At 35.7% G+C, this 22,792-nt stretch carries 18 protein-coding genes (1 of these 18 only partly in view); 2 read left to right on the forward strand and 16 right to left on the reverse strand.

Annotation, left to right across the window (positions count from 1 at the left end; genetic code table 11):
• Both BN2390_RS07350 and BN2390_RS07355 read right to left on the reverse strand, forming a co-directional pair.
• Positions 1-464 carry the 5' portion of a GNAT family N-acetyltransferase gene (locus BN2390_RS07350; protein WP_053983701.1) on the reverse strand. Its footprint begins 22 nt before the window's first position, so 464 of the gene's 486 nt are visible here — the first part of the coding sequence; the start codon lies at positions 462-464; its stop codon lies beyond the left edge, outside the window.
• A gap of 581 nt (positions 465-1,045) precedes the next feature.
• Complete coding sequence (locus BN2390_RS07355) at positions 1,046-1,450, reverse strand: pyridoxamine 5'-phosphate oxidase family protein (protein WP_053983702.1); 405 nt, start codon at positions 1,448-1,450, stop codon at positions 1,046-1,048.
• A gap of 131 nt (positions 1,451-1,581) precedes the next feature.
• On the opposite strand from BN2390_RS07355, the gene BN2390_RS07360 reads away from it, so the two are divergent.
• Positions 1,582-1,908, forward strand: coding sequence for a winged helix-turn-helix transcriptional regulator (locus BN2390_RS07360; RefSeq protein WP_053983703.1), 327 nt, complete (start codon positions 1,582-1,584; stop codon positions 1,906-1,908).
• Positions 1,909-2,030: 122 nt separating this feature from the next.
• Here the strand turns inward: BN2390_RS07360 and BN2390_RS07365 are convergent, their stop codons facing one another.
• Positions 2,031-2,333 (reverse strand): hypothetical protein, encoded by a 303-nt coding sequence (locus BN2390_RS07365; protein ID WP_053983704.1) that lies wholly within the window; start codon positions 2,331-2,333, stop codon positions 2,031-2,033.
• 159 nt (positions 2,334-2,492) lie between these two features.
• Here BN2390_RS07365 and BN2390_RS07370 point away from each other — a divergent pair, with 159 nt between their 5' ends.
• Positions 2,493-2,969 carry a hypothetical protein gene (locus BN2390_RS07370; RefSeq protein ID WP_053983705.1) on the forward strand — a complete coding sequence of 159 codons (477 nt, stop codon included), beginning with the start codon at positions 2,493-2,495 and terminating at the stop codon, positions 2,967-2,969.
• Between the two features lie 48 nt (positions 2,970-3,017).
• Here the strand turns inward: BN2390_RS07370 and BN2390_RS07375 are convergent, their stop codons facing one another.
• From BN2390_RS07375 to BN2390_RS07435, 13 genes are all read right to left on the reverse strand, one after another.
• Complete coding sequence (locus tag BN2390_RS07375) at positions 3,018-5,171, reverse strand: PTS sugar transporter subunit IIABC (protein WP_053983706.1); 2,154 nt, start codon at positions 5,169-5,171, stop codon at positions 3,018-3,020.
• Between the two features lie 305 nt (positions 5,172-5,476).
• Positions 5,477-6,637, reverse strand: coding sequence for a carboxynorspermidine decarboxylase (nspC, locus tag BN2390_RS07380; RefSeq protein ID WP_053983707.1), 1,161 nt, complete (start codon positions 6,635-6,637; stop codon positions 5,477-5,479).
• 10 nt (positions 6,638-6,647) lie between these two features.
• Entirely contained in the window at positions 6,648-7,847 is a 1,200-nt protein-coding gene (locus tag BN2390_RS07385) for a saccharopine dehydrogenase family protein (RefSeq protein ID WP_053983708.1), read from the reverse strand.
• A gap of 59 nt (positions 7,848-7,906) precedes the next feature.
• Positions 7,907-8,749: a polyamine aminopropyltransferase gene (gene speE, locus BN2390_RS07390; RefSeq protein WP_053983709.1), complete on the reverse strand. Its 843-nt coding sequence runs from the start codon at positions 8,747-8,749 to the stop codon at positions 7,907-7,909.
• 25 nt (positions 8,750-8,774) lie between these two features.
• Positions 8,775-10,229, reverse strand: coding sequence for an aminotransferase class I/II-fold pyridoxal phosphate-dependent enzyme (locus BN2390_RS07395; RefSeq protein WP_053983710.1), 1,455 nt, complete (start codon positions 10,227-10,229; stop codon positions 8,775-8,777).
• Between the two features lie 454 nt (positions 10,230-10,683).
• Positions 10,684-12,681, reverse strand: coding sequence for a glycoside hydrolase family 31 protein (locus tag BN2390_RS07400; RefSeq protein WP_053983711.1), 1,998 nt, complete (start codon positions 12,679-12,681; stop codon positions 10,684-10,686).
• A gap of 146 nt (positions 12,682-12,827) precedes the next feature.
• A complete protein-coding gene (locus tag BN2390_RS07405; protein WP_053983712.1) occupies positions 12,828-14,756 on the reverse strand; it encodes a glycoside hydrolase family 127 protein in 1,929 nt (642 codons plus the stop codon).
• A gap of 12 nt (positions 14,757-14,768) precedes the next feature.
• Positions 14,769-15,602 carry a carbohydrate ABC transporter permease gene (locus tag BN2390_RS07410; protein WP_154668874.1) on the reverse strand — a complete coding sequence of 278 codons (834 nt, stop codon included), beginning with the start codon at positions 15,600-15,602 and terminating at the stop codon, positions 14,769-14,771.
• Between the two features lie 10 nt (positions 15,603-15,612).
• The gene (locus tag BN2390_RS07415) at positions 15,613-16,521 is read right to left on the reverse strand and encodes a carbohydrate ABC transporter permease (RefSeq protein WP_053986285.1); all 909 of its coding nucleotides are present in this window, start codon (positions 16,519-16,521) and stop codon (positions 15,613-15,615) included.
• Positions 16,522-16,621: 100 nt separating this feature from the next.
• Positions 16,622-17,932: an extracellular solute-binding protein gene (locus BN2390_RS07420; RefSeq protein WP_053983714.1), complete on the reverse strand. Its 1,311-nt coding sequence runs from the start codon at positions 17,930-17,932 to the stop codon at positions 16,622-16,624.
• Between the two features lie 118 nt (positions 17,933-18,050).
• A complete protein-coding gene (locus BN2390_RS07425) occupies positions 18,051-19,256 on the reverse strand; it encodes a sugar ABC transporter substrate-binding protein (protein WP_053983715.1) in 1,206 nt (401 codons plus the stop codon).
• 11 nt (positions 19,257-19,267) lie between these two features.
• A complete protein-coding gene (locus BN2390_RS07430) occupies positions 19,268-20,785 on the reverse strand; it encodes a response regulator transcription factor (RefSeq protein WP_053983716.1) in 1,518 nt (505 codons plus the stop codon).
• 2 nt (positions 20,786-20,787) lie between these two features.
• On the reverse strand, positions 20,788-22,605 hold the full coding sequence (locus tag BN2390_RS07435) for a cache domain-containing sensor histidine kinase (RefSeq protein ID WP_242847655.1): 1,818 nt from the start codon (positions 22,603-22,605) through the stop codon (positions 20,788-20,790).
• Between the last annotated feature and the right edge of the window lie 187 nt (positions 22,606-22,792).

The raw sequence follows: 22,792 nt of genomic DNA on the forward strand, positions 1-22,792 counted from the left end.
TCATTCCATTTACTTCCACCATGTGAAGAAGCGGATACGCCTAGATGCTTAAATCCAAACTTTTGATAGTAATGGACTAAATGGTCTTTACAAGTTAATACGATTCCTGTCTTTCCTCTTTCTTTTGAAAGCTTTATAAGATGGCTGACAAGTTGTTCTGCAATACCTTGTTTACGGTATTGTGGCAATACGTTTAGTCCGAATACGGTTTGATAAGCCCCTTCTGGCTTATGGAGTGCTGTATCATGATAGAGGGCATCAGGTAATTCTGGCTTGTCTGTTACACAGCCGTTAATAAACCCTACCACTTTTCCCTCTTCTACTGCCACTATAAAGTTTTCTTGAAACACATTAAAGCGTTTTCGCATATCTTCCTCCGTTGCGGCTTCTGCTGGCGGAAAACAAATTTGCTCGATCTTAATAAGTGCTTCTAATTCTTCTTGCTTTGCTTGCCTAACTTCCATAATATTCTCCTCCATTCTATCTATTTTTCTTCATCTAATACTGCTTTTAAAATTGTGTCTATATCTTCATTGATGCTCATGCTTTTATGAGCAAGGAAACGAATAATGACAGATGTATTATACCCTACACCTCATTCAATTAAAATAAGTTTTTTATCTTTAACACCATCTAAAAGCCTTTATAACTTTTCCATATGGGGTGCTTCATTTAAAGTATTTGTGTTTCTTTATTACTATCATTCATATAGGGTTCTTTATCTTATCTCAATAGAAGTATCTTCTTTATAAGCGTAATAAAATCAGTCTTTTAAAAAATGGCTACTTATATTTATCTTATAAGTAGCCATTCTATATTCTAATTACTTTATTAATAAGTCTTTATAAATCCTATAGCCCTCATCTTAAAAGCCATTGATTATCTTCTTATGTATTACATCTTTATGTTCTTCTAAGAATGTCTGGACTGTACTTAATGCAATTTCAGCGGCTCTATGTTTAGGAAATCTAAACTCAACTGTTGAAGTACATCAAAAGGCAATAGAGCATAATCCTTTACTGATTACTTGTATCAACCAGCTTCTTTAGCATGCATATACTTTAGGTGGGTTACCTGAAAAATCTGCAATAACAGCTTCAGCTTCTTCAAGGTAGAAGATTTCAAATACTGGATTTTCTGCTGTTTGATAAATAGATTTTACAAGTGGACTTGTTTCAATAATTGTTGCTTTAATTTCTAAATCATTAGAGAATACTGCTTTCCCACTTAGTCTCATCCAAGCAAATTCTGGGTTTGATGTAACAAGTTCTACATAAGGGTTATTTTGTAATTCTTTATAAACCTCTTTCATATTACTTGTGCAAAAATAAAGTTTACCTTCTTTTTCAAGCATAAATTGGAATGGTCTTGCTTTTGGTCTTCCATCAAGTCCTACTGTTGCAAAATATTGTACTTTATTGTCATTTAAAAATTGAACGACTTCTTTCATTTTTCATTCCTCCACTATTATAAGTTGCAATTGATTGCTTATATGCTTATAATAATTCCAAATGTATCTTTTGAAAAGTAAGCACTTTAAAGTGCTATAGGTACCTATAAGAAACTATTGGAGGCATACATATGTCAAAACTATTACCACCATGTCCTGTGGAGACTACCCTACTTCTTATTGGTGATAAGTGGAAGGTCTTAATCCTTAGAGATTTACTTGATGGCACCAAACGTTTTGGAGCATTAAAAAATTCAGTGGGAACAATCAGTCAAAAAGTATTAACACAAAATCTACGTAAAATGGAAGAGGATGGACTTGTGATTCGTACCGTCTATCCTGAAGTTCCTCCTAGAGTAGAATACTCATTAACAGAGCTTGGCTATAGCCTACAACCTATTATGAATGCCTTAGGAGAATGGGGCGAATACTATCAGAATCTCACCAAAGAATATTAGGCTCATCATTCTTTATAAGTACAAGAAAAGCATTAGAATTTTATCATTCTAATGCTTTTATCTTCTTTATTTTGCATATGATTTTCAAAGAAAGTAATGACTGCTCTCTTAATTCATAAATACTATCTTAATGTATTACGTCTCTGATCATAAAAAGTCGATTCAAAAATGGTATTAATCAATGCTAAAATAAATCCTAGTAAAATGACTACGATAAAAAAGTTTACAGCAAAGAAATTACACAAATAAATTGTCCCGAGTACAGCAACAGCTAAACTACTATATTGCCATACTTTCTTACTTTCTAACTCTCTTGTTTTAGCCTGTACCTTTTCGAACGGCTCATATTTACTTTGATTAAGTTTTTCAAAAAGAAACTCAAACCCCAAGTCTGCTGCAATAATAATGATAAGATTAAGTAGCATACTCTTCCCTCACTTTAGTATAATTTTTGAGCTTTATGTAAGTCCAATAATAGTATTATACGCCTAACTTGTGTAGAATGCAAAAAGGACTCATAATTTATAGTATTTTTGAAAAAACTAAATATAGTCGTTATGTAATGATTTTGTAAAGGAGTTTCTATGAAAATTATAAGTTTTAAACATTACCTATGCTCTCTTATTTGTTTAATTTGTATCGGCTCTTTAAGTCTAACACTCTTTGCTAGTTCTACTTCCACTATAGATATGCAGCTCACTTCTTCTATAAGTGACCTTAAAGACATTGAAAACCAGGTCGTAAATTCAGCAAAAACTATTTATATCAATAAACTCAATAATAAAGCAAATGATGCAAATCAATCTTCTCTAGACTTATATTCACAAAAAGTCACTCAAATTCGTTCTAATCTTGCTCAGTTAAATAATGATACTACGCTTAATAAAGCTCAGAAAACTAAAACCTCTACGCTTATTGCTACTGCCTCCTACATGCTCTTTTTAATTGGGAACTTAGGTGACTATATTCATTCAACTGACCCTATGGAACAATTTGATCTACTCTCTACCCACTTCCAAGTACTCTCTCTCATTACACAAATCTTTAGTTATATAGAATAAAAAAGACTAAGTAAGATTTTCCTTACTTAGTCTTTTTATTTATATGAATTAACCTATTTGAACACGGTTACTTTCTTTTGCTTTTACAGCCCCTGCTTTAATCTTAACACTTTCTTCTGGTGTTAAGTCTGTAAAGAGAACTGGTGTGATGATAGATGGTACTTTATCACGTATTGCTTCAATATCAACAGTTAATAATAAATCTCCAGCTTTTACATGTGTTCCTGCTTCTACATGTGTTGTAAAGCCTTCACCTTTAAGTGTAACTGTATCAATACCAAAGTGAATTAATACTTCGCGTCCACTATCACTCATAATACCAATCGCATGTTTTGTTGGGAATACATTCACAACTTCACCTGATACAGGTGCATAAACTTGACCATTTGCTGGATTAATAGCAAATCCATCACCCATCATTTTTTCTGCAAATACTGGGTCTGGAACAGTTTCTAATGCTACTAATTCACCTTCAATTGGCATAAGTACTTCTAACTTTCCATTTGAAGCTGGTTTTTCTACTGCTTTTGGTTCTTCTTTTGCAACTGTTTTTGTTGCTTCTGGAGTAGGTGTTTTCCCTTCGATGATATCCAAGATATCATTTTTGATAATATCAGAACGTCCACCAAAGATCGCTTGAATATTATCGCCTACTTCCATAACACCACTTGCTCCAAGTGCTTTGATGCGGTCTTTATCAACTGCAGCTACACTTCTTACAGAAACACGTAAACGTGTAATACATGCATCTAAGTTTGTAATATTTTCTCTTCCGCCAAGTGCTTCTAATACATTATGTGCTAAGCTTAAGCCATTGTCACCTTCACCTGTAGCAGCATCATCATCTTCGCGTCCTGGTGTTTTTAAATTAAATTTCTTAATAAAGAAGCTAAATGTAAAGTAATAGATTGGGAATAAAATAGCCCCAACAATAATAACGTAAATCCAGTTAGTTGGAACACCTGCGCCTGCTGGTAAAAGTCCAAATAACGTAAAGTCAATTAATCCGCCTGAGAATGTCATACCAATGAATACGTTGAAAATATCCATAAGCATAAAGCTTAAACCTGCAAGTACAGCATGTACACCATAAAGAACTGGTGCTACGAATAAGAATGCAAATTCAAGTGGTTCTGTAATACCTGTTAATGCAGCTGTTACAGCAGCTGAAATAAGTAAACCTGCTACTTGTTTTTTACGTTCTGGTTTTGCTGTACGATACATTGCAAGTGCTGCACCACTAAGACCAAAGATCATGAATGGGAATTTACCTGCCATGAAACGTGTACTACCTTTTACAACTTCACCCATAACATCTGGTGTTGCACCAACAAGTGCACCCATGTTTGAAAGTTGTGCAAAGTAAGCTGTATTCGCACCATCAATAAGCATTGTTCCACCACCATCTAATAATACATTAGATTGTACAAAACCTGTAAACCAGAATGGTGTGTAGAATACGTGATGTAATCCTACTGGAATAAGAGAACGTTCAATTGTACCATATAAGAATGTCCCAATTGGACCTGATTCATTTACAAGACCTGCAATAACAGCAATACCATTTTGAAGGACTGGCCATGCCATCGCTAAAACAACCCCGATTGCTAACATTGTTACACAAGTTACAATTGGAACGAATCTAGAACCACCAAAGAAACCGAGTACTTGTGGTAATTGAATCTTATGATATTTATTATGTAAGAGTGCTGCTGTTACCCCGGCGACTATCCCACCAAATACTGAAATATTTAATGTAAAGATACCAAGTGTTGTTGTTACATATGTAGCATATTGTGCTGGAATATTATCTGGTGTAATTACACCAAGTGGTGTAATACCTAATGCTAAAACAGTAGAAATAGTTTGATGCATAACAATGAAACCGATACCAGAAGCAAGAGCTGCTGTACCTTTGTCTGCCTTAGCAAGACCTACTGCAATCCCAATCGCAAAGAGTAAAGGTAAATTTGCAAATACAATATCCCCTACGTTTTTCATGATGGTTAGAAGGGCTGTAACCCATGGGATACTTACAAATTGGATTAAACCTTCATAGATAGCTGGTGGGTTTTGAAGTGTTGTTAAGTTTAAAAACGCTCCACCTACACCTAATAAAATACCGGCTGCTGGCAATAAAGCAATAGGAAGCATGAAGGCTTTTCCTACACGTTGTAAAACGCCAAATAATTTACTAAACATGTTTTCTCTCCTTTATTCAATTGAAGTTACTAAGTTATCCAGTTATTTAAACAACAAAAAAAGCATAAACTTTTCCTGTTAACAGTCCCTAAAACTTAAAAGTTTTATTAACGTTATATCGAGAAAAGTTTATGCCAGCTTATCTGTAACACACTTTAAACTTATTAACTTATGTTATTTTCGTTTTTAGTATACTATCTTTTTAGTCAATATGTCAACTTTTTCTTTAAAATAAGTAATAATTTTTATCATCATAGCTCTATTTTTACAATTTTATCATAATATTATTATCATTACCTACAATCTTAAAGTCTTGACTTAAAGTCTTCATAACCAAAAGATTTTATTTGTACTAAACCTGTTTCTTCCTTATAAAGGAGTATATCTGGTAAGTTAATCCCATTAAAGGTATTGTTCTTTACCATTGTATAATGACCCATATCTGTGAAAACAAGCTGGTCACCTACTTGTAATGGCTCAGGGAAAGAATAGTCTCCTATTACGTCTCCAGCAAGGCAAGTGGCACTCCCTAGTCGATAAGTATAAGGGTATTCTCCTGGAAGTCCTGCCCCTATAATCTGTGGACGATAAGGCATCTCTAATACATCTGGCATATGGCATGCTGCTGATGTATCTAGAATTGCAAGATCCATTCCATTTTGTAAAGTTTCTAAAACAGTTGATACTAAATAGCCTGTATTTAAAGCCACTGCTTCACCTGGTTCTAGATACACTTTAACTTTATATTTATCTTGTATGCGATCAATACATGTAATCAGTTTCTCTACATCATAGTCCGGTCTTGTAATATGATGTCCACCACCAAAATTGATCCATTTCATTTTGCCAAGGTATGCTCCAAACTTCTCTTCTACTGCGTCTAAGATACGTTCAAGCGTATCAGAGTTTTGCTCACACATGGCATGGAAGTGAAGTCCATCTATTCCCTCTAGTGTACCTAAGGCTTCTAATCCTTGTTCAAACTGTTCCAGTGTTGTACCAAGTCTGGAATTTGTAAAACATGGATTGTAAAGATCTGTTTCAATCTCTGAATACTCTGGGTTAATACGAAGTCCACAAGAGATCTTTTTGTTATGCGCTACGCAATAGGCTTCAACTTGTGGCTTATATTTCTTCCATTGATTAAAAGAATTAAAAACAATATGATCAGAGTAACTCATAATCTCTTCAAATTCATTTTCTCTATAGGCTGGTGCATAAATATGGACTTCTTTTCCCATCTCTTCGTAGCCAAGTCTGGCTTCGAAGAGTGAGCTTGAAGTAACGCCTGATAAATACTGGCCTATAAGAGGAAAGGTTGCATACATTGAAAAACCTTTTTGAGCAAGAAGGATCTCACATCCTGTACGCTTTTCAATGGATTGAAGCAATTCTAAGTTTTTGGTAAGTAAACGTTCATCTACTATATAACACGGGGTAGATACCCCCTCATAGTACTTTTTCATTGTATACCTCTTAATCTACTAAAGTTGGATTAAATGTTTCTTGCCATGGTAAGCCCCATTTGTTAAGTGCATCCATGAATGGATCTGGATCGAACTCTTCTACGTTAAATACTCCTGGTTTTTTCCATTTACCTGTAAGTACCATCATGGCACCAATCATAGCTGGTACACCTGTTGTATAAGAAATCGCTTGTGAGCCAACTTCTTTATAACATGCTTCGTGATCACATACGTTGTATACGTAGTAGTTACGTGGTTCGCCGTCTTTTACCCCTTGCATAATACAACCAATGTTTGTTTTACCTTTTGTTCTTGGACCAAGTGATGCTGGATCTGGTAATACTGCTTTTAAGAATTGAAGGGGTTGGATTTGTTGACCATTGTATTCAATAGGTTCAATAGATGTCATCCCAACGTTTTCAAGTACGTTAAGGTGTGTAATATATTTTTGTGAGAAGGTCATGAAGAAACGAATACGTTTAATACCATTTAAGTTAAGGGCTAATGATTCTAATTCTTCATGATGTAAAAGATACATATCTTTTTCACCGATTTCTGGGAACGCGTATACTTTCTTAATTTCAAGAGGTTCTGTTTCTACCCAATTGCCATTTTCAATATAGCTGCCTTTTGCAGTAATTTCACGAATATTAATCTCTGGGTTAAAGTTCGTAGCAAATGGATAACCATGATCACCTGCATTGGCATCTAAAATATCTAAGTAATGAATTTCATCAAAGTAATGTTTTTGTGCATAGGCACTAAATACACCTGTTACACCAGGGTCAAATCCACAACCAAGAACAGCAGTAATCCCTGCTTGTTCAAAACGCTCTTTGTATTCCCATTGCCATTTGTATTCAAATTTAGCTGTATCTTTTGGTTCGTAGTTTGCTGTATCTAAGTAATCTACACCTGTTGCAAGACAAGCATCCATGATTGTTAAATCTTGATAAGGTAGGGCTACGTTAATGACAAGGTCTGGTTTGAAACTTTCAATTAAATCAATAACCTCTTGTGTGTTATCCGCATCAACCTGTGCTGTATGTATGATTGTTTTGCCTCCGTCTAACTTTTCTTTTAAGGCATCACATTTTGATTTTGTACGACTGGCAATACAAATTTCCTCAAATACCTCATGATTTTGGCAACATTTGTGAACCACTACGCTAGCTACACCACCAGCTCCAATAATTAATGCTTTTCCCATTTTTCATCTCCTCCTAGAGTCTACATATTTTTTGATCTATTTAAAGTAAGATAAATAGCTTATTTAAGTAATTTTTGAATGTAATTGGGTAGGGCAAAAGCCCCTCTATGTAAAGTTGTATTGTAATAATCTGTTTCAATCCCTAGCTGATTCCACTTTTCTTCATCTAAGTCTTCTATTGGATGATAAGCTTTAGAAGCAAATCCAAAGAGCCAGTAGCCTGTTGGATAGGTTGGAATATGCGCTTGATAAAACTGAGTGATTGGAAAACATCCTTCTAAAGATGCATAAGCTCTCTTTAGTGATGCAGCATGTTCACTATAATAAGGACTTTCATGTTGATTAATTAAAATCCCCTTGTCTGTTAAAGCTTTAAAGCAATTGCCATAAAAGGCTTTTGTATAAAGTCCTTCACCAGGTCCAAATGGATCTGTAGAATCTACAATAATTAAGTCATAGTGATTTTCTTTGGCACGAATAAAGCGAAGCCCATCCACATAATAAATTTGTACACGTGTATCTTCTAACTTACAAGCTGTTTGAGGAAGCCATGCTTTACAAGCTTCTACAACCATCTCATCGATTTCTACAAGGTCAATTTCATCAATGGATGGATATTTAGTAAGTTCGCGCACTACACCACCATCTCCACCACCTATAACAAGAACACGTTTCACATTAGGGTGTATGGCCATCGCCACATGTACCATCATCTCATGGTAAATAAATTCATCCTTTTCAGTAAGCATCATACTGCTATCTAAGGTGAGGAATCTACCAAATTCATTGGATTCCATAATATCAATCCTTTGAAACCTACTTGTATGAGAATACAAATGCTTATCTACTTTAATAGAAAATTTCACATTTGGACTATGTTCTTCCTTGTACCATAATTCCATTTAGATCACCCCTTTCATCATCTATTTATAAAACATCTACCACATTAATCTTTTCTATTTGAGGATCTTCAGTACCTGTCATAAAGCACCCTTTTGCTTTTGCATACTGAATATAATCTATAATCTCAGGTGTAATATACTCCCCTGGTGCTAAAATAGGTATGCCTGGTGGATAACACATGACAAATTCACTACAGATTTTTCCTGCACTTAATCGAAGTGGAACCTGTTCTTTATCTGCATAAAAAGCATCTGCTGGTGTCATTGCTACATGAGGGTCTACATATTCATGGTTCAGCATACCTGATTTATCTTTAGCATAAAGTCTTTTGATTTCTGCTAAAGCAGCAATTAGTCTTTCAATTGCTAAATCTTTATCACCTACTGATAAAATTGCTAAAATATTACCGATATCACCAAACTCTATTTGAATATCATATTCATCTCTAAGCATGTCATAAACTTCAATTCCCGCAAGCCCAATGTCACGGGTGTGAATAGAGAGTTTGGTTACATCAAAGTCATAGCATGCATTACCATCTATGATTTCTTTGCCAAAAGCATAGTAACCACCCATCTCATTGATTTCACTTCTAGCATATTGGGCAAGCTCTATGACACGATCAAAGATTTCTTTGCCATTTATAGCTAGATTCTTACGTGAAATATCTAAAGATGCCATCAATAGGTAAGAACCACTGGTGGTTTGGGTTAAGTTAATAATTTGTCTTACATAACCTGGATTGACATCATTTTGAACAAGCAAGAAGGAGCTTTGTGTAAGTGACCCGCCTGTTTTATGCATACTGACAGCTGCTAAATCTGCGCCTGCTTCCATTGCTGAGACAGGTAGATCATCATGGAAATAAAAGTGTGTGCCGTGGGCTTCATCGACTAAGACTAATAGGCCATGTTGATGGGCTAAATCCACAATTTTTTTAAGAGGTGAACAAACGCCATAGTAAGTCGGATTATTGACTAAGACTGCTTTCGCATCTGGATTTTCTATAATTGCACGTTCTACATCTTCATAGGACATCCCAAGAGGTATTCCTAATGCTTCATTCACACCAGGATTGACATAGACAGGCACTGCACCACATACAACCAGTGCATTAATGGCACTACGGTGCACATTACGTGGCATAATAATTTTCTCACCTTTTTTACAAGCACTCATTACCATTGCCTGCACAGCTGAAGTTGTACCACCTACCATCAAAAAGGCATGCTTTGCACCAAATGCATCTGCTGCTAATGCCTCTGCTTCTTTAATGACTGAAACAGGATGACATAAATTATCAAGTGGCTTCATAGAATTTACGTCTACACTCATACATTTTTCACCTAAAAAATCAGTGAGTTCTTTATTCCCTTGCCCCCTTTTGTGACCTGGCACATCAAAAGGGACTGTACGACTTGCTTTGTACTGTTCTAGTGCCTCAAAAATAGGCATTTTTGATTGTAAAAGTTTGTTCATTTCGCTCTTTCCTTTTCACAAATTTTACCCTTTATAAAAATAAACTTTTTGTTTACAGTTGTTAAACTTACTTTTCGAATTATACAAACTTTACCTTTATTCGTCAATATGAACTTTGGTTTAACTTTATTATAAACTGATAAAAAATTTAGTAAGAGTATCATAATATCTATTTTTATAACACTTCATATTAACGTTGTGTTTACAGGGTTTATATCAATAAAATTTATTATTTTAAGTATAAAATTTAGTAATACTGTTATTTTATTTTTTATTTTTATATTTTTTATTTATCCAACATGACAACAATAATGTTTTTAAAATTTAGTAATACTATACTTTTATTTTTTATAATTTTTTTCAAAAAAAGAGTGGCAGCCTCTATTTAATCTGTCACTCTTTTACTCTTTTTTTACTTATTTTATCTCTCTATTCATTGATGTATAAAGCCTACCTAAAATATCTGCATTTCATCTCTAATAAATACAGGAATTTGCTCAAGAGGTGCCTGAACTTGCAAAGTTTGCCCACCTAAAAACTTCTCTTTTGTCCATAGATTGGTCCATGTAGATCCTTTTGGCAAATAGACCATCCTTTCTCTTACACCTTCATATAAAATAGGTGCAACAAGTACATCTGGGCCAAACATATATTGGTTTTCAATTTCCCACGCCACATCATCCTTAGGAAAATCATAGAAGAGTGGTCTCATGACAGGCGTTCCCTTTTCATGAGCTGCTTGCATCAATTGTGTGATATAAGGTTTTAACTGCTCTCTCAGTTGAAGATATTGCTTACAAATTGTATAAGCCTCTTCACCAAAGCTCCATACTTCATTATCTGCGCCTGATAGGCATGCTGCACCCCCTGTTGTGCCTTGTTGAGGTTTGTGTGGTTCACGGTCTCCATGGAGCCTCATAACAGGGCAAAATGTCCCATATTCAAACCATCTTATAAGTAACTCTCTAAAATGTGGATCTTCTATGTTTCCTCCATGAAATCCGCCTATATCCGTTGTCCACCAAGGAATGCCTGCAATACCCATATTCAATCCAGCAGCTAACTGATTGCGAAGGCTTTCAAAGCTTGAGTGAATATCTCCAGACCAAACCAATGCCCCATATCTTTGTGATCCTGCCCATGCACAACGTAATAAATTAATAATGTTTTCTTGCCTTGCTTCTTGCATCCCATCAAAAAATGTTTTGGCATACATGACTGGATAGATGTTGCCCACTTGTACATTTGCCCCTAAATGATAACGATAGTTATCAAAATCATAGACACTATATTCAGGCTCTGCCTCATCTAACCAGAATATTTTAATCCCTTTATCATAATAATTTTGTTTGGCTTTATGCCATAGGTAGGCTCTAGCACCTGGATTCGTGGCATCATAATGAACGGTATTGCCCATATAGTCCATACTCATTCTAAAGCCCCGTTCCGTACGAATAAGATACCCTCTCTCTTTCATTTCTTGGAAGTTCTCACTTCTATAGTCTACAGTCGGCCAAATAGATACCATAAGCTCAATGCCTAGCGTTTTAAGTTCTTCGATCATACCCTCTGGATCTGGCCAATAGGTCTTATCAAATTTCCACTCTCCTTGTAAGGGCCAATGGAAAAAGTCTACGACGATCACTGAGATGGGCAAGCCTCTTTTCTTATATTCTCTTGCTACTTGAAGGAGTTCTTCTTGATTTTGGTAACGTAATTTACATTGCCAAAATCCCATAGCATACTCAGGCATCATGGGTACAGTACCTGCTACTTTTGCATAAGCTTCTTCGATTTCAGCAGGTGTATCCCCTGCCGTAATCCAGTAATCTAACACTTTAGTAGACGTTGCATGCCAAGATGTCACATTCTTACCAAAGGTTACACGTCCTACTGCAGGGTTGTTCCATAGCAATCCATACCCTAAAGAAGAGATCATAAAAGGCACACTGGCTTGTGAATTACGATGGGCAAGTTCTAAGTCGCTTCCTTTCAAATCAAGATAAGGTTGTTGATATTGGCCCATCCCATAGATTTTCTCTATTGGATTAGACTCAAAACGCATGGTTAAGGCATAATCCCCTCCACATAGTGGCTTAAATTCTCGTCCTTCAATTTCTAGTGCACTACAATAAGTGGCTTGAATGTCCATACGATTTCTCACATACTCATCAAGTAAGACTTTCCCCTCTATATTGTAAAAGGTGAGTTTCCCCATAGCTGTCAGTTTAGCAATGAGCTTACCATTTTGAATACTTGCACCTTCACTGCTTATGTGAATGACTGTACAACATGGGCTAGGGTTAGACAACAATGCCCAATCCTCTTCTGGCATTTGATGCATTTTGGTTGCCCTTACACGCAATCCATTCGCTCCCCATCCCTCAATCCATAGGATTTCTGCATCATACTTAAAAATAAGACGCCCATTATTCTCACTCCATCTACTCATATCTATCCCTCTTTCTTATTAATGTACCCATCCTCATTCCTTAATAACGTAAAAACGTTAGACCTTAGCAACGCTTGATCTTATAAAAAGACCTCTCGAATGAATCTTAATCTCCGAGAGGCTTTCTTTTTACATGGTTTCTATCTTCAATTGAATGTTTTCATCCATACTAGCATTTCCCCTACGCCTCTATTGTTCCAGTAAGGATAAGGTATCGCCTGGAGGGTTGTATCCACCATTTTAGGCTTATGGGTACTATAGAGTTTAGCCTTATCCCAACTCTCTGTTTCTACACGTTTTCCTGATACTTTTAGTTCTACAATCCCCTTCCAGTTTGCTGAAGGCATTTCTTCGATTGCTTTTGTTGTATCTACATACAGACTTGATAAGTTCTCGCCGTTATCTTTTTCTTCTAAGCAATAAACAAGTGGTCCCCTTTGTAAGGCTACTTTCCCTACATCTGCACGTACACTAGGATTTGCATAAATCCATCTTGCTGGTGCTAAGAAGGATACGTTGATCTCACTTTCTGCATCAATCAAAATATAAGCATAGCCTTTTTCTACTGCATACGGAGCTTCCTCACCATTTACCAATACCTTATAGTCTTCAGCATAATCTGGTACACGCAGGGCTACCTTTATAGGTGCATTAGGCTTAGCAATATGAAGTGTATAGCTATTATCTTGTGGGAAACAGGTGGTTAACTGTACCTGTATATTTTCATTTTCCAATGGTATGCAAGTATCATTTGAGATGAAAAGTTGTACAAATAACGTACGTTCTTCTACTGTATAAATGTATTGCCCAAGTGATGCCAATGTTCTTGCGATATTAGGTGGGCAACAAGCTACACCAAACCATTTCTGTCTAATGGGCTTAACATGCTCTTTAGAAGTACGATGGATACATGCCTCTGGCCACACTTCAAGAGGATTCACATAGAAGAAGCCCTTACCATCTAGTGCAATGCCTGCTAGAACAGTATTATAAAGGGCACGTTCTACCACATCTATGAAGCTTGCATCTTTGGTCATTTGTGCCATACGCAATCCAAAAAGGGCAAGCCCAATCGATGCACAGCTTTCTGAGTAATTGTATTCATTAGGCAGATCATAGTCTGTTGTAAAACGTTCCAAAATACCTGAAGATCCTATACCACCTGTTATATACATACGCTTTGTGACAATGTTATCCCAAAGCTTCATACACGCTTTATAGAGAGATTCATCTTGGCAATACTTTGCAAGATCCGCCATGGCACAGTACATATAAACCGCTCGTACTGCATGCCCTTCAGCTGTTTCTTGCTCTCTAACAGGTAAGTGAGACTGTGAGTAACGTGGATCATAGTCTTTAAATTCTGGGAAAATATATTGATAACCAGGTCGTGCCATCTCTTTTAAGAAATAGTTTTCGCCTACGCCTCTTGTATCAATGAAGTATTTCGCCATCTCTAAATAACGTTGATTTCCAGTCACTTCATAAAGCTTAATCAAACCTATTTCAACTTCTTGATGTCCTGGGTAGCCATGGATTTTGCCTGCTTCACTTCCAAAGGTCTCACAAATTAAATCTGCAAATTTCATAACGATTTCTAAAAAGCGTTTTTTACCTGTCCCTTTGTAATAGGCTACAGCTGCCTCCATCATATGCCCTGCAGTATACAATTCATGTCCCTCACACAAGTCTGTCCATCTATCTTCTGGAGCCTTCAATGTGAAGTAGGTATTTAAATACCCATCTTCACATTGAGCCTTTCCAATGGTTTCAATGACTTCATCTGCCATTTTTTCAAGGGCTTCATCTTTATGAGTAGCAAGTGAAAAGCCTACTGCTTCTAACCATTTTGCTACATCTGTATCTTGGAAGACAGCGCCATAAAACGCACCTTCTGCTTCTTTTGCAGCAATTTTAAAGTTTTCAATACAATGGCTAGATTCTGCATCTTCAATACGATCATTCATCGCCTCCCATTGGTAAGGGATGATGACATCTTTTACTAAATCAATATGTTTAGACCAAAAGGGGTCTTGAATGTTTATTTGTTCTAAAGGTATAGATTTTGGTTGCATCACGAAACTCCTTTATGCCTTTACGGCTCCATTTGTTAATCCACTTACAATGTATTTTTGCATAAAGATAAAGATTAAGATGATTGGGAATATGGCAATGATCCCGAAGGCCATTGTTGAATTCCACAAGGTTTGATATTGTTGTACATAATTATAGATACTTGACGTAATGGGTCTCATTTTTGGGTTGGTCATAAAAGTAATACCATAGATTAAGTCACCCCAAGCGTATACAAAGGAGAAAACTGCAGCTACGACAACACCTGGTTTGGCAATAGGTAGCATAACTTTTACAAAGGCTGATAGATGCCCACAACCATCAATCTTTGCGGCTTCATCTAATTCTTTTGGAATAGAGATAAAGTACGTACGTAAGATGATAACAGAGAAAGGAATACCGATCGTTGCATCTGCTAAAATAGGTGCTAAATAATTATTGAGAAGCTTCATATTTGAGAAATTGATATATAAAGAAGTTAAAACTAAAGTGGATGGTAGCATTTGTGTAATAAGGAAGAGTAAAATAATGATTTTCTTCCCCTTAAATTTAAAACGTGCCAATCCATAAGCTGCTGGAATAGAAAGGACTGTAGAAATAACAGTTGCACCTGATGCAATGATTAAACTATTTTTAAAGCCTTGTAGTGTATCACTAGAAGAGGATAATTGCTTCTGAAATGCTTCAAAAGTTAGATTTTCTGGCCATAATGGTGTAGGTATCTGGAAAATCTCCACTTGCGTTTTAAGGGCTGTTACGATCATCCAATACAATGGGAAGATTAAAACAAGGAAGATGAGTCCACCAATAAGGAAAAGCATGAGCTTTTGTTTATTTTCGTTTGTCATTTTTTTCATCTTACATCACCTCATCATCATCAATTGCTTTAATATAGAAGAACCCTACGCAAAGCAAGATTAAAAATAGTATATTAGAAGCCGCTGCACCTTTACTGAATTGGAACTCTTCAAAAGATAAGCGGTACGCATAGGTAGAAACAAGTTCTGTTGCATTAACAGGGCCGCCTTTTGTCATAACCCACACTAAGTCAAAGACTTTAAAGGTATAAACAAAACCTAAAGTAAGTACAGACATGATCGCAGGTTTGATCATAGGAATGGTAATATGGGTCAATGTTTGCCACTTATTTGCACCATCTAAGCTAGAGCTTTCATAGATTTCATTTGGAATCGTTGTAAGACCAGTTAAGATGAGCATCATATTGAACGGAATACCAATCCAAATATTTGCAATAACGATAGCAACCATAGCTGGTGTGCCTTGTAAAAGCCACTCAATAGGTTGTTCTATTAAATGAAGTTGCATTAAGAATTGGTTCACAATACCACCACTTACTGCAAACATAAATTTAAAAAGTAAACCTACAACGGTTACAGGTAAAAGCCATGAAATCATGGTTACGCCTCTAAAGAATGAACATCCTGGAAACTTCTTATTAAAGAGTAATGCAAGTCCAAACCCAATAATGAATTGGAAGAATATCGATGCAACGGTAAAGATTAATGTATTGATGATTGCTTTTAGTAATATGGAATTCGCTCCTGTAAAGAGCTCTCTATAATTTGCAAGTCCTACAAATATCTGCTCATCTGGCTTTGCAAATGTATACACATTAACATTTTTAAAACTTAAAACAATATTTTGTATCATAGGAACACCTATAAAAAAGAGCATATATAGAAGTGCTGGTAATGTAAAAGCAATACCAAGTAGTGCTCCCCTACTTAATTTTATTTTATTTTTCACGAAAAGCCCCTCCCCTCTAAATTCAATAAGGGCATCACAAAATTTTGGTATACCCACCTTTTGTGACACCCTTGTAGGCACTATAAGTTAAGAAATTTGTTTATTTAACCGCATCTACAGCTGCTTGTGTATCTTTAGCTGCTTGTTCTGGTGTCTTACTAAGTGTAAGCACTTCTTGGAATCCTTTTTGGATTGCTGATGAGTATGATGGCCAAACTGCTGATGGTCCACGTGGAATAGAGGTTTCAAGTTGTGTAATAAATGCTGCTTGAACAGGATCGTTAGTCCAGTAACCATCTTTTGCTGCTTCTGTTTTTGGAGGGAATGAACCATATTGTTTCATCGCTTCTACCATCACATTGGTTTGATCATAATATTCTAAGAAGGCTACTGCTCCACCTACATCGTCTTTATTTACAACACCCATGTTTTCTCCACCTAAGATAGATGTTGCTTGACCTGATGATGCATCTTTTTTAGGTAATACGGTTACACCATAGTTTAAGTCTGGTGCATTAGCTTCAATACCTGGTATTTGCCATGGTCCATTTTGTTGCATTGCTAAGTTGCCTGCCATAAAGTTGTTATTTACATCAGATTGTGTCCAGTTTACACATTCTTTTGTCCATGATCCATCACTGATCATCTCTTGCATAAGTTTGTAAGCATCTACACCTGATTCAATATCTGTATAGCTTCCACCTGCTGTATAAAGCCATTGTAAGCATTGGAAGGTTCCTTCATCTGTGTTAGTTCCTGCATTACCAAATCCGAAAACACCATTTTTAGTAAGGGTTTTTGCCATGCCCTTAAACTCATCCCATGTGGTGTTTTCATCTGGATAACTAAGACCTGCTTCATCAAACATATCTTTGTTATAGAAAAGGGCTGTACAGTTGGTTGCAAATGGAATACCATAATGTTTGCCATCCATCATTGTAGATTCTAATGGCCCTTGAATATATTCATCCCACTTAATATCAGAAGCCTCATCTGTAATATCTGCAAATAATCCAAGAGAAATGAAGGATGCCATACCACAACCATCTAAGATAACAATGTCAGGTAACTCACCTGATGCAATCCCTAATGTTAATTGTTTTTCATAGTCTGCAAAAGGAACATACACATGAGAAGCTGTAAATGCCTCTTGAGAACTATTAAAACCATCAATTAATGTTTGCATCATGGCTTTTTGTGCATCTGTTTCAAAGTAGTCCCAGATCACAACTTCTTTCTTTTCCTTAGGTGTTTCTTTAGGTGTTTTGGCTGATTCTGTATTGGTTTGTGTCGTTGTAGATGTTTGATTGTCTGAAGTGCCACTTGAAGCGGTTTGCTGTGAGCATCCTACCCCCATGCTACTTATGAGTAATGTGGTAATCAAAAAGGCTATTGCTTTCTTCATCTTCATAAAAAGATCCCCCTTGTAATAAATTTATCTCTCTTGCTTTGATAAGTTTATTATAAGGGGGATTATTTTTAGCTTAAACTCTAAATATTTAAGATAGGTGGAATATATTCATATGAATTTATTGTAAGTGTAAAGCTGCAGCATCTACGGTCATTTCGCCAGTAAATAGACCATAAATACTTTCTGAAAGCTTGCCTGAAATCCCTTTCCAATTGCTAAAGGATGTTCTAGAAATACAGTCATCCATCTGCTCAACAAAGACTTGATACATCTCATTCTTATCAGCGAATGCTTTTGCTTCTTCTTTACTTGGAGGCAATACACTGGCCTTTTGGGATACACGTTGCATGACTTCTGGACGTCTATAGTAGTCTAAAAAGGTCAGTGCACCTTCCACGTTTTTTTCTTTTAAAATACATAAGTTTTCTCCACCTGTCAGCATTAAGCTCACTTCTTGAATAGGTAGGCGTACAATACCATACTCTACATTGGCTTCTTCAAGCATAGGTAAGACCCAAGGTCCATTTTCCATCATAGCAGCTTGACCTTCTATAAACTTTCTTGCCACATCATTTTGAGACCAATTAATACAGTTAATATCCATATAGGCTTCTTCTACTAATGTGTGAATTAGTTCAAAGGCCTCTTTTGTTTTTTCCCCTCCTAATGCTTCAATATCTTCTCCTGTAGACAAAATCCAAGGTAACATTTGAAACAGGGACTGTTCACCTGCTATAGCTGACATAGCAAATCCATAGCGGTCTTCAGTAGTTAATGCTTCTGCACATGCTATAAATTCCTCCCACGTACTTGGCGGTGTCAGCCCCTCTGCCTCAAAGTCCTCTTTGTTATAAATAAGTGCTAAGTTATTACAACAAAAAGGTAATCCATAATATTTACCCTCATGTTCTACAGACTGCCATACATTTTCATAATACGTGCTTGTAATATCTTCTGCTTCAAAGTAATCATTCAGTTCTTCAAAAATGCCCAGTTGAATATAAGCTGGCATATCTGGATTATCGATAATCACCAAGTCAGGCAATTCATTTTCTGTTACGCCCATGGCTAACCTTTTGCTGAAATCGGTCATAGGCACATACACCCAGCTGAGTAGGTAGTCTTCTTGTATTGTATTAAATTCTTCGATTAATAAATCTAAACTCTCTTTTTGTGCTTGTGTTTCATAATAAGACCATAATACAAGCTTCTCTCTTTGAGGCTCTGGTGTAACAACTTCAATGTCTTTGGCTGTGGTACATCCTACTAAAAATATGGATAAAAACAAACTCATTTTCATGATCTTCCTTGTCTGCTTAAACATATTCTTCCCCCTTATTGCTTTTGTCGAAACTCCTTAGGTGAAATCCCTTGTACTTCTTTGAAAACACGCATAAAGTATTTAGCATCACTGTAGCCTACAGCTTCTGCTATTTCATAGATTTTTAAATCTGTTCCTTTTAATAAACGCTTTGCATGACTGATACGAAACTGCTTTAGAAAGTTAGAAAAATTAATATTCATTTCCCTATTAAAAAGTGTACTTAAGTACTCTGGTGTCAACTCCATTTTCCTTGCCACTTCTTCAAGGGTAATCCCTTCATTATAATGATCACGTATGTAGTTGATGACTTTTAAAATGGTGTAGTTACGAATATCCTCCTTTTTCTCGTGTACATTTTGCATACTGTTTAATAAATCCATAAAGAGTTGTTGAAGCTCATTTCTTGTATAAACCTCTCCAACACGTTTTAACAAGCTCATACTTTGAATCTGATCATAAAGCTTTTTATCTATTTCTTGTACCATATGTATGATAAAAGTAATCATCTTAATATAATTATTTCTAATTTCCTCAGGAGACATTAAGTGCTGCTCAAAATAATCATAAAAAATTTCTGCTAAATCAGGCAGGTTCTCTAATTCACCTTTACAAATGGCCACTTTAAATTTATTTTCTATTTCTATTGGATAGCTGTACTTCTTGAGTGTAGTGTGTGCGTGCACATTTTGCTTTAATAGATGATCATTCCCATAGGTCAAACTTAAATTTAATAGAGACTGAATACTTTGGAAGACTTCACTTAACTTTTCAAGGGTATCAAACTGCTCTACCGCCCACGCTGGTTGATATTTTTGTTCTCTATAAGGCTTAATCATATGCTGTATAAAATAGGATTCCCATCCCTCTAAGTCTTCTTCTCCTACGACTAAACAAACAAATTGCTGCAACGTTTCTACAAAGAAGGTATAGCATTGACATTCAGGATAACGCCCTATAATAGAGGGCATCCATTCCTTAAAGTGATTTTTATAGGCTACAGGTGCACTTCCCGTATACCCTACATATAGTCTATAGTGCCAGTCCTCCTTTAATGCCATTAAATGTTTGAGCTTGTGGTAACTTTCTGCTTCATCTTCGCTACTTCCAAGGATAATGTCACGAATAATACTTTCACACGATCCTTGTAGCATTTTATTTTCTTTTTCAATCTCCCCTTCCATACGATTTAAAAGATTCATCACTTCTTCCGGCCCAATAGGTTTTAATAAATAATCCTTTACACCTAAACTGATAGCCTTTTTGGCATAGTCAAATTCGGAATACCCAGTTAAAATAACAGCTCGGCTCGGTACTTTTTCCTCTTTTAGTTGGGTTAACATCTCTAGTCCATCCATAACAGGCATACGTATATCTGTCATGATTAAATCTGGCTTATATCTTAAACTCAGTTCTATGCCCTCTTTTCCATTTTTTGCTTCCCCTATAACTGTATGGTCAGTCTTGTGACTGATTAGCCTTGCTATACCTTCTCTTATTTTCACTTCATCTTCTACTATTAGTATGCGCATCTCTACACCTCTTCAAAAGGAAGTTCTAATACAATGACTGTACCCATATCTGGTATACTCTTTACATTCCAACTTGCCTTATTGCCATAATACATATACATTCTTGAAAAAGCATTTTGTACCCCTATACCTTCTTGTTTATCTTTAATCATTTCTTCAATATTGTTATATAAGTCCACTTGCTCCTTGGACATGCCATGTCCATTATCTTCTATAATGATTTGGATGGTTTTGCGTGTCTTACTCATTAAAATATCAATATGTAGTACGCCCCCTTGTTCTATGCCTTTAAACCCATGGATAATAGTATTTTCCACAAAAGGTTGGAGTAATAATTTATGAATCTTCACTTGTTTTGTTTCTTCTTCTATGTTGAGCACCCATTCAAAAACATTATTAAAACGCATTTTTTGTAAGCTTAAATATTTCTCTAACCAATCTACAACACCTTCAATGGTTACCATCTGATTACTTTTATTCACACTATAGCGTAAAATAACCCCTAGATTTCTGATCATTGTACTGATTTCATATTCATCTTTTTCAATGGCCATCCAGTTAATTGAGTCTAAAGTATTATATAAAAAATGGGGATTAATTTGAGCTTCTAATGCACGGATTTCAGCATTCTTTTGTTTATCCGTAGCTATTTTCACCTCTTCAATCAAGCCTTTTACCTTTGTGGTCATAATGTTAAAGGTTTGAGCAATATGACCAATTTCATCCTCACTCTCTACAGGTACAACAACTTCTAAATTGCCTTCTTGAACTTGTTCCATACCCTTCACTACATTTTTAATAGACTTATCAATCTGTTTAACAGCAATTGTAATTAACCCGCCTGCAAATAATAATCCTATAAATCCCATAATTACATATATACTTTGAGATCTTTTTACATCTTTTAAAACATAATCTTTGTCGTAGACATTATAGTAGGTCCAACCTGTTGTTTGATCTACATAAGCATTCACAACCATATCCTGTTTTTCAAAATAGCCACTAGATTGTACCAGTGCTTCAATATCCTTTTCAGCATCCATCTGATAACCATTAAAATCTAAGTTAGGATAGGAGACCACTCGCCCTGTGGGATCTACAATAAAATGAATACGATGGCTGACTTCGCCCGCTCCCCTTTCACCTTCACTACAAATGGTATTGAGAATACTTGAATCAATACTAATAATAGCCGTCCCAATGGCACCTTTGTTTAAATCATTAAGGTCAAAGATCTGTTTAGAAAGATGAAATAAATAGACTGGTTTACCATTATCATCATACTTCTCGGTTGGGGTTAAAATAATCCCTACCTTATCTTTCGCATTTAAATAAGGGGCTTGTTCATAAATATTTAAGCCTCTCCATACATTGCTGACAGCAGAACCTGTCTGATAGTCATAAATAACAGGCCCACCCTCATTAGAGATAATACTTATACTTCTCATTCCTAAATCTGAATGATTATACTGCTTAAGCCTATTGTTAATATAGTTATAGGCTACAGCTTTACTATTAGGTTCATTACTGTTGTAACGACCAATATACTCAATAACTTCATCATCTGCATTAATCTGAAGGAGTATAGTATTATAAGTATCTAGAGTAAGTTTGACACGTTCCGCCATCTGCCTTAAATTTTGTACAGCTAATTCATTAATCTGCCGTGTCATATTATTGGCGTTGATATTATACGAAATACTTATAATCCCCCAGATTGGAATCACTACTCCAATAACAAAAGCAAAAGACATCTTAGTTTGTATCTTCCAGTTATGATACGCTTTTACATAAGATTTTTTTATAGTTTTTCTCTTCAAGTCCGTTTCCCCCTACCTTATTTATTGTATCCTTAGATTTGTAATTTTTCAATTATTTTATAATATTTTTCACAAAATAGATATTTGATTTTTATTTAACATTATGCAACATTACTGTCTTTCTAAGACCATCTACCCCTATACCAAATAAAAACTGTTGCATCCCTATTCTTAGAGATGCAACAGT

Origin of the sequence: Niameybacter massiliensis, from assembly GCF_001282685.1 — a bacterium.
Taxonomy (GTDB): domain Bacteria; phylum Bacillota; class Clostridia; order Lachnospirales; family Cellulosilyticaceae; genus Holtiella; species Holtiella tumoricola.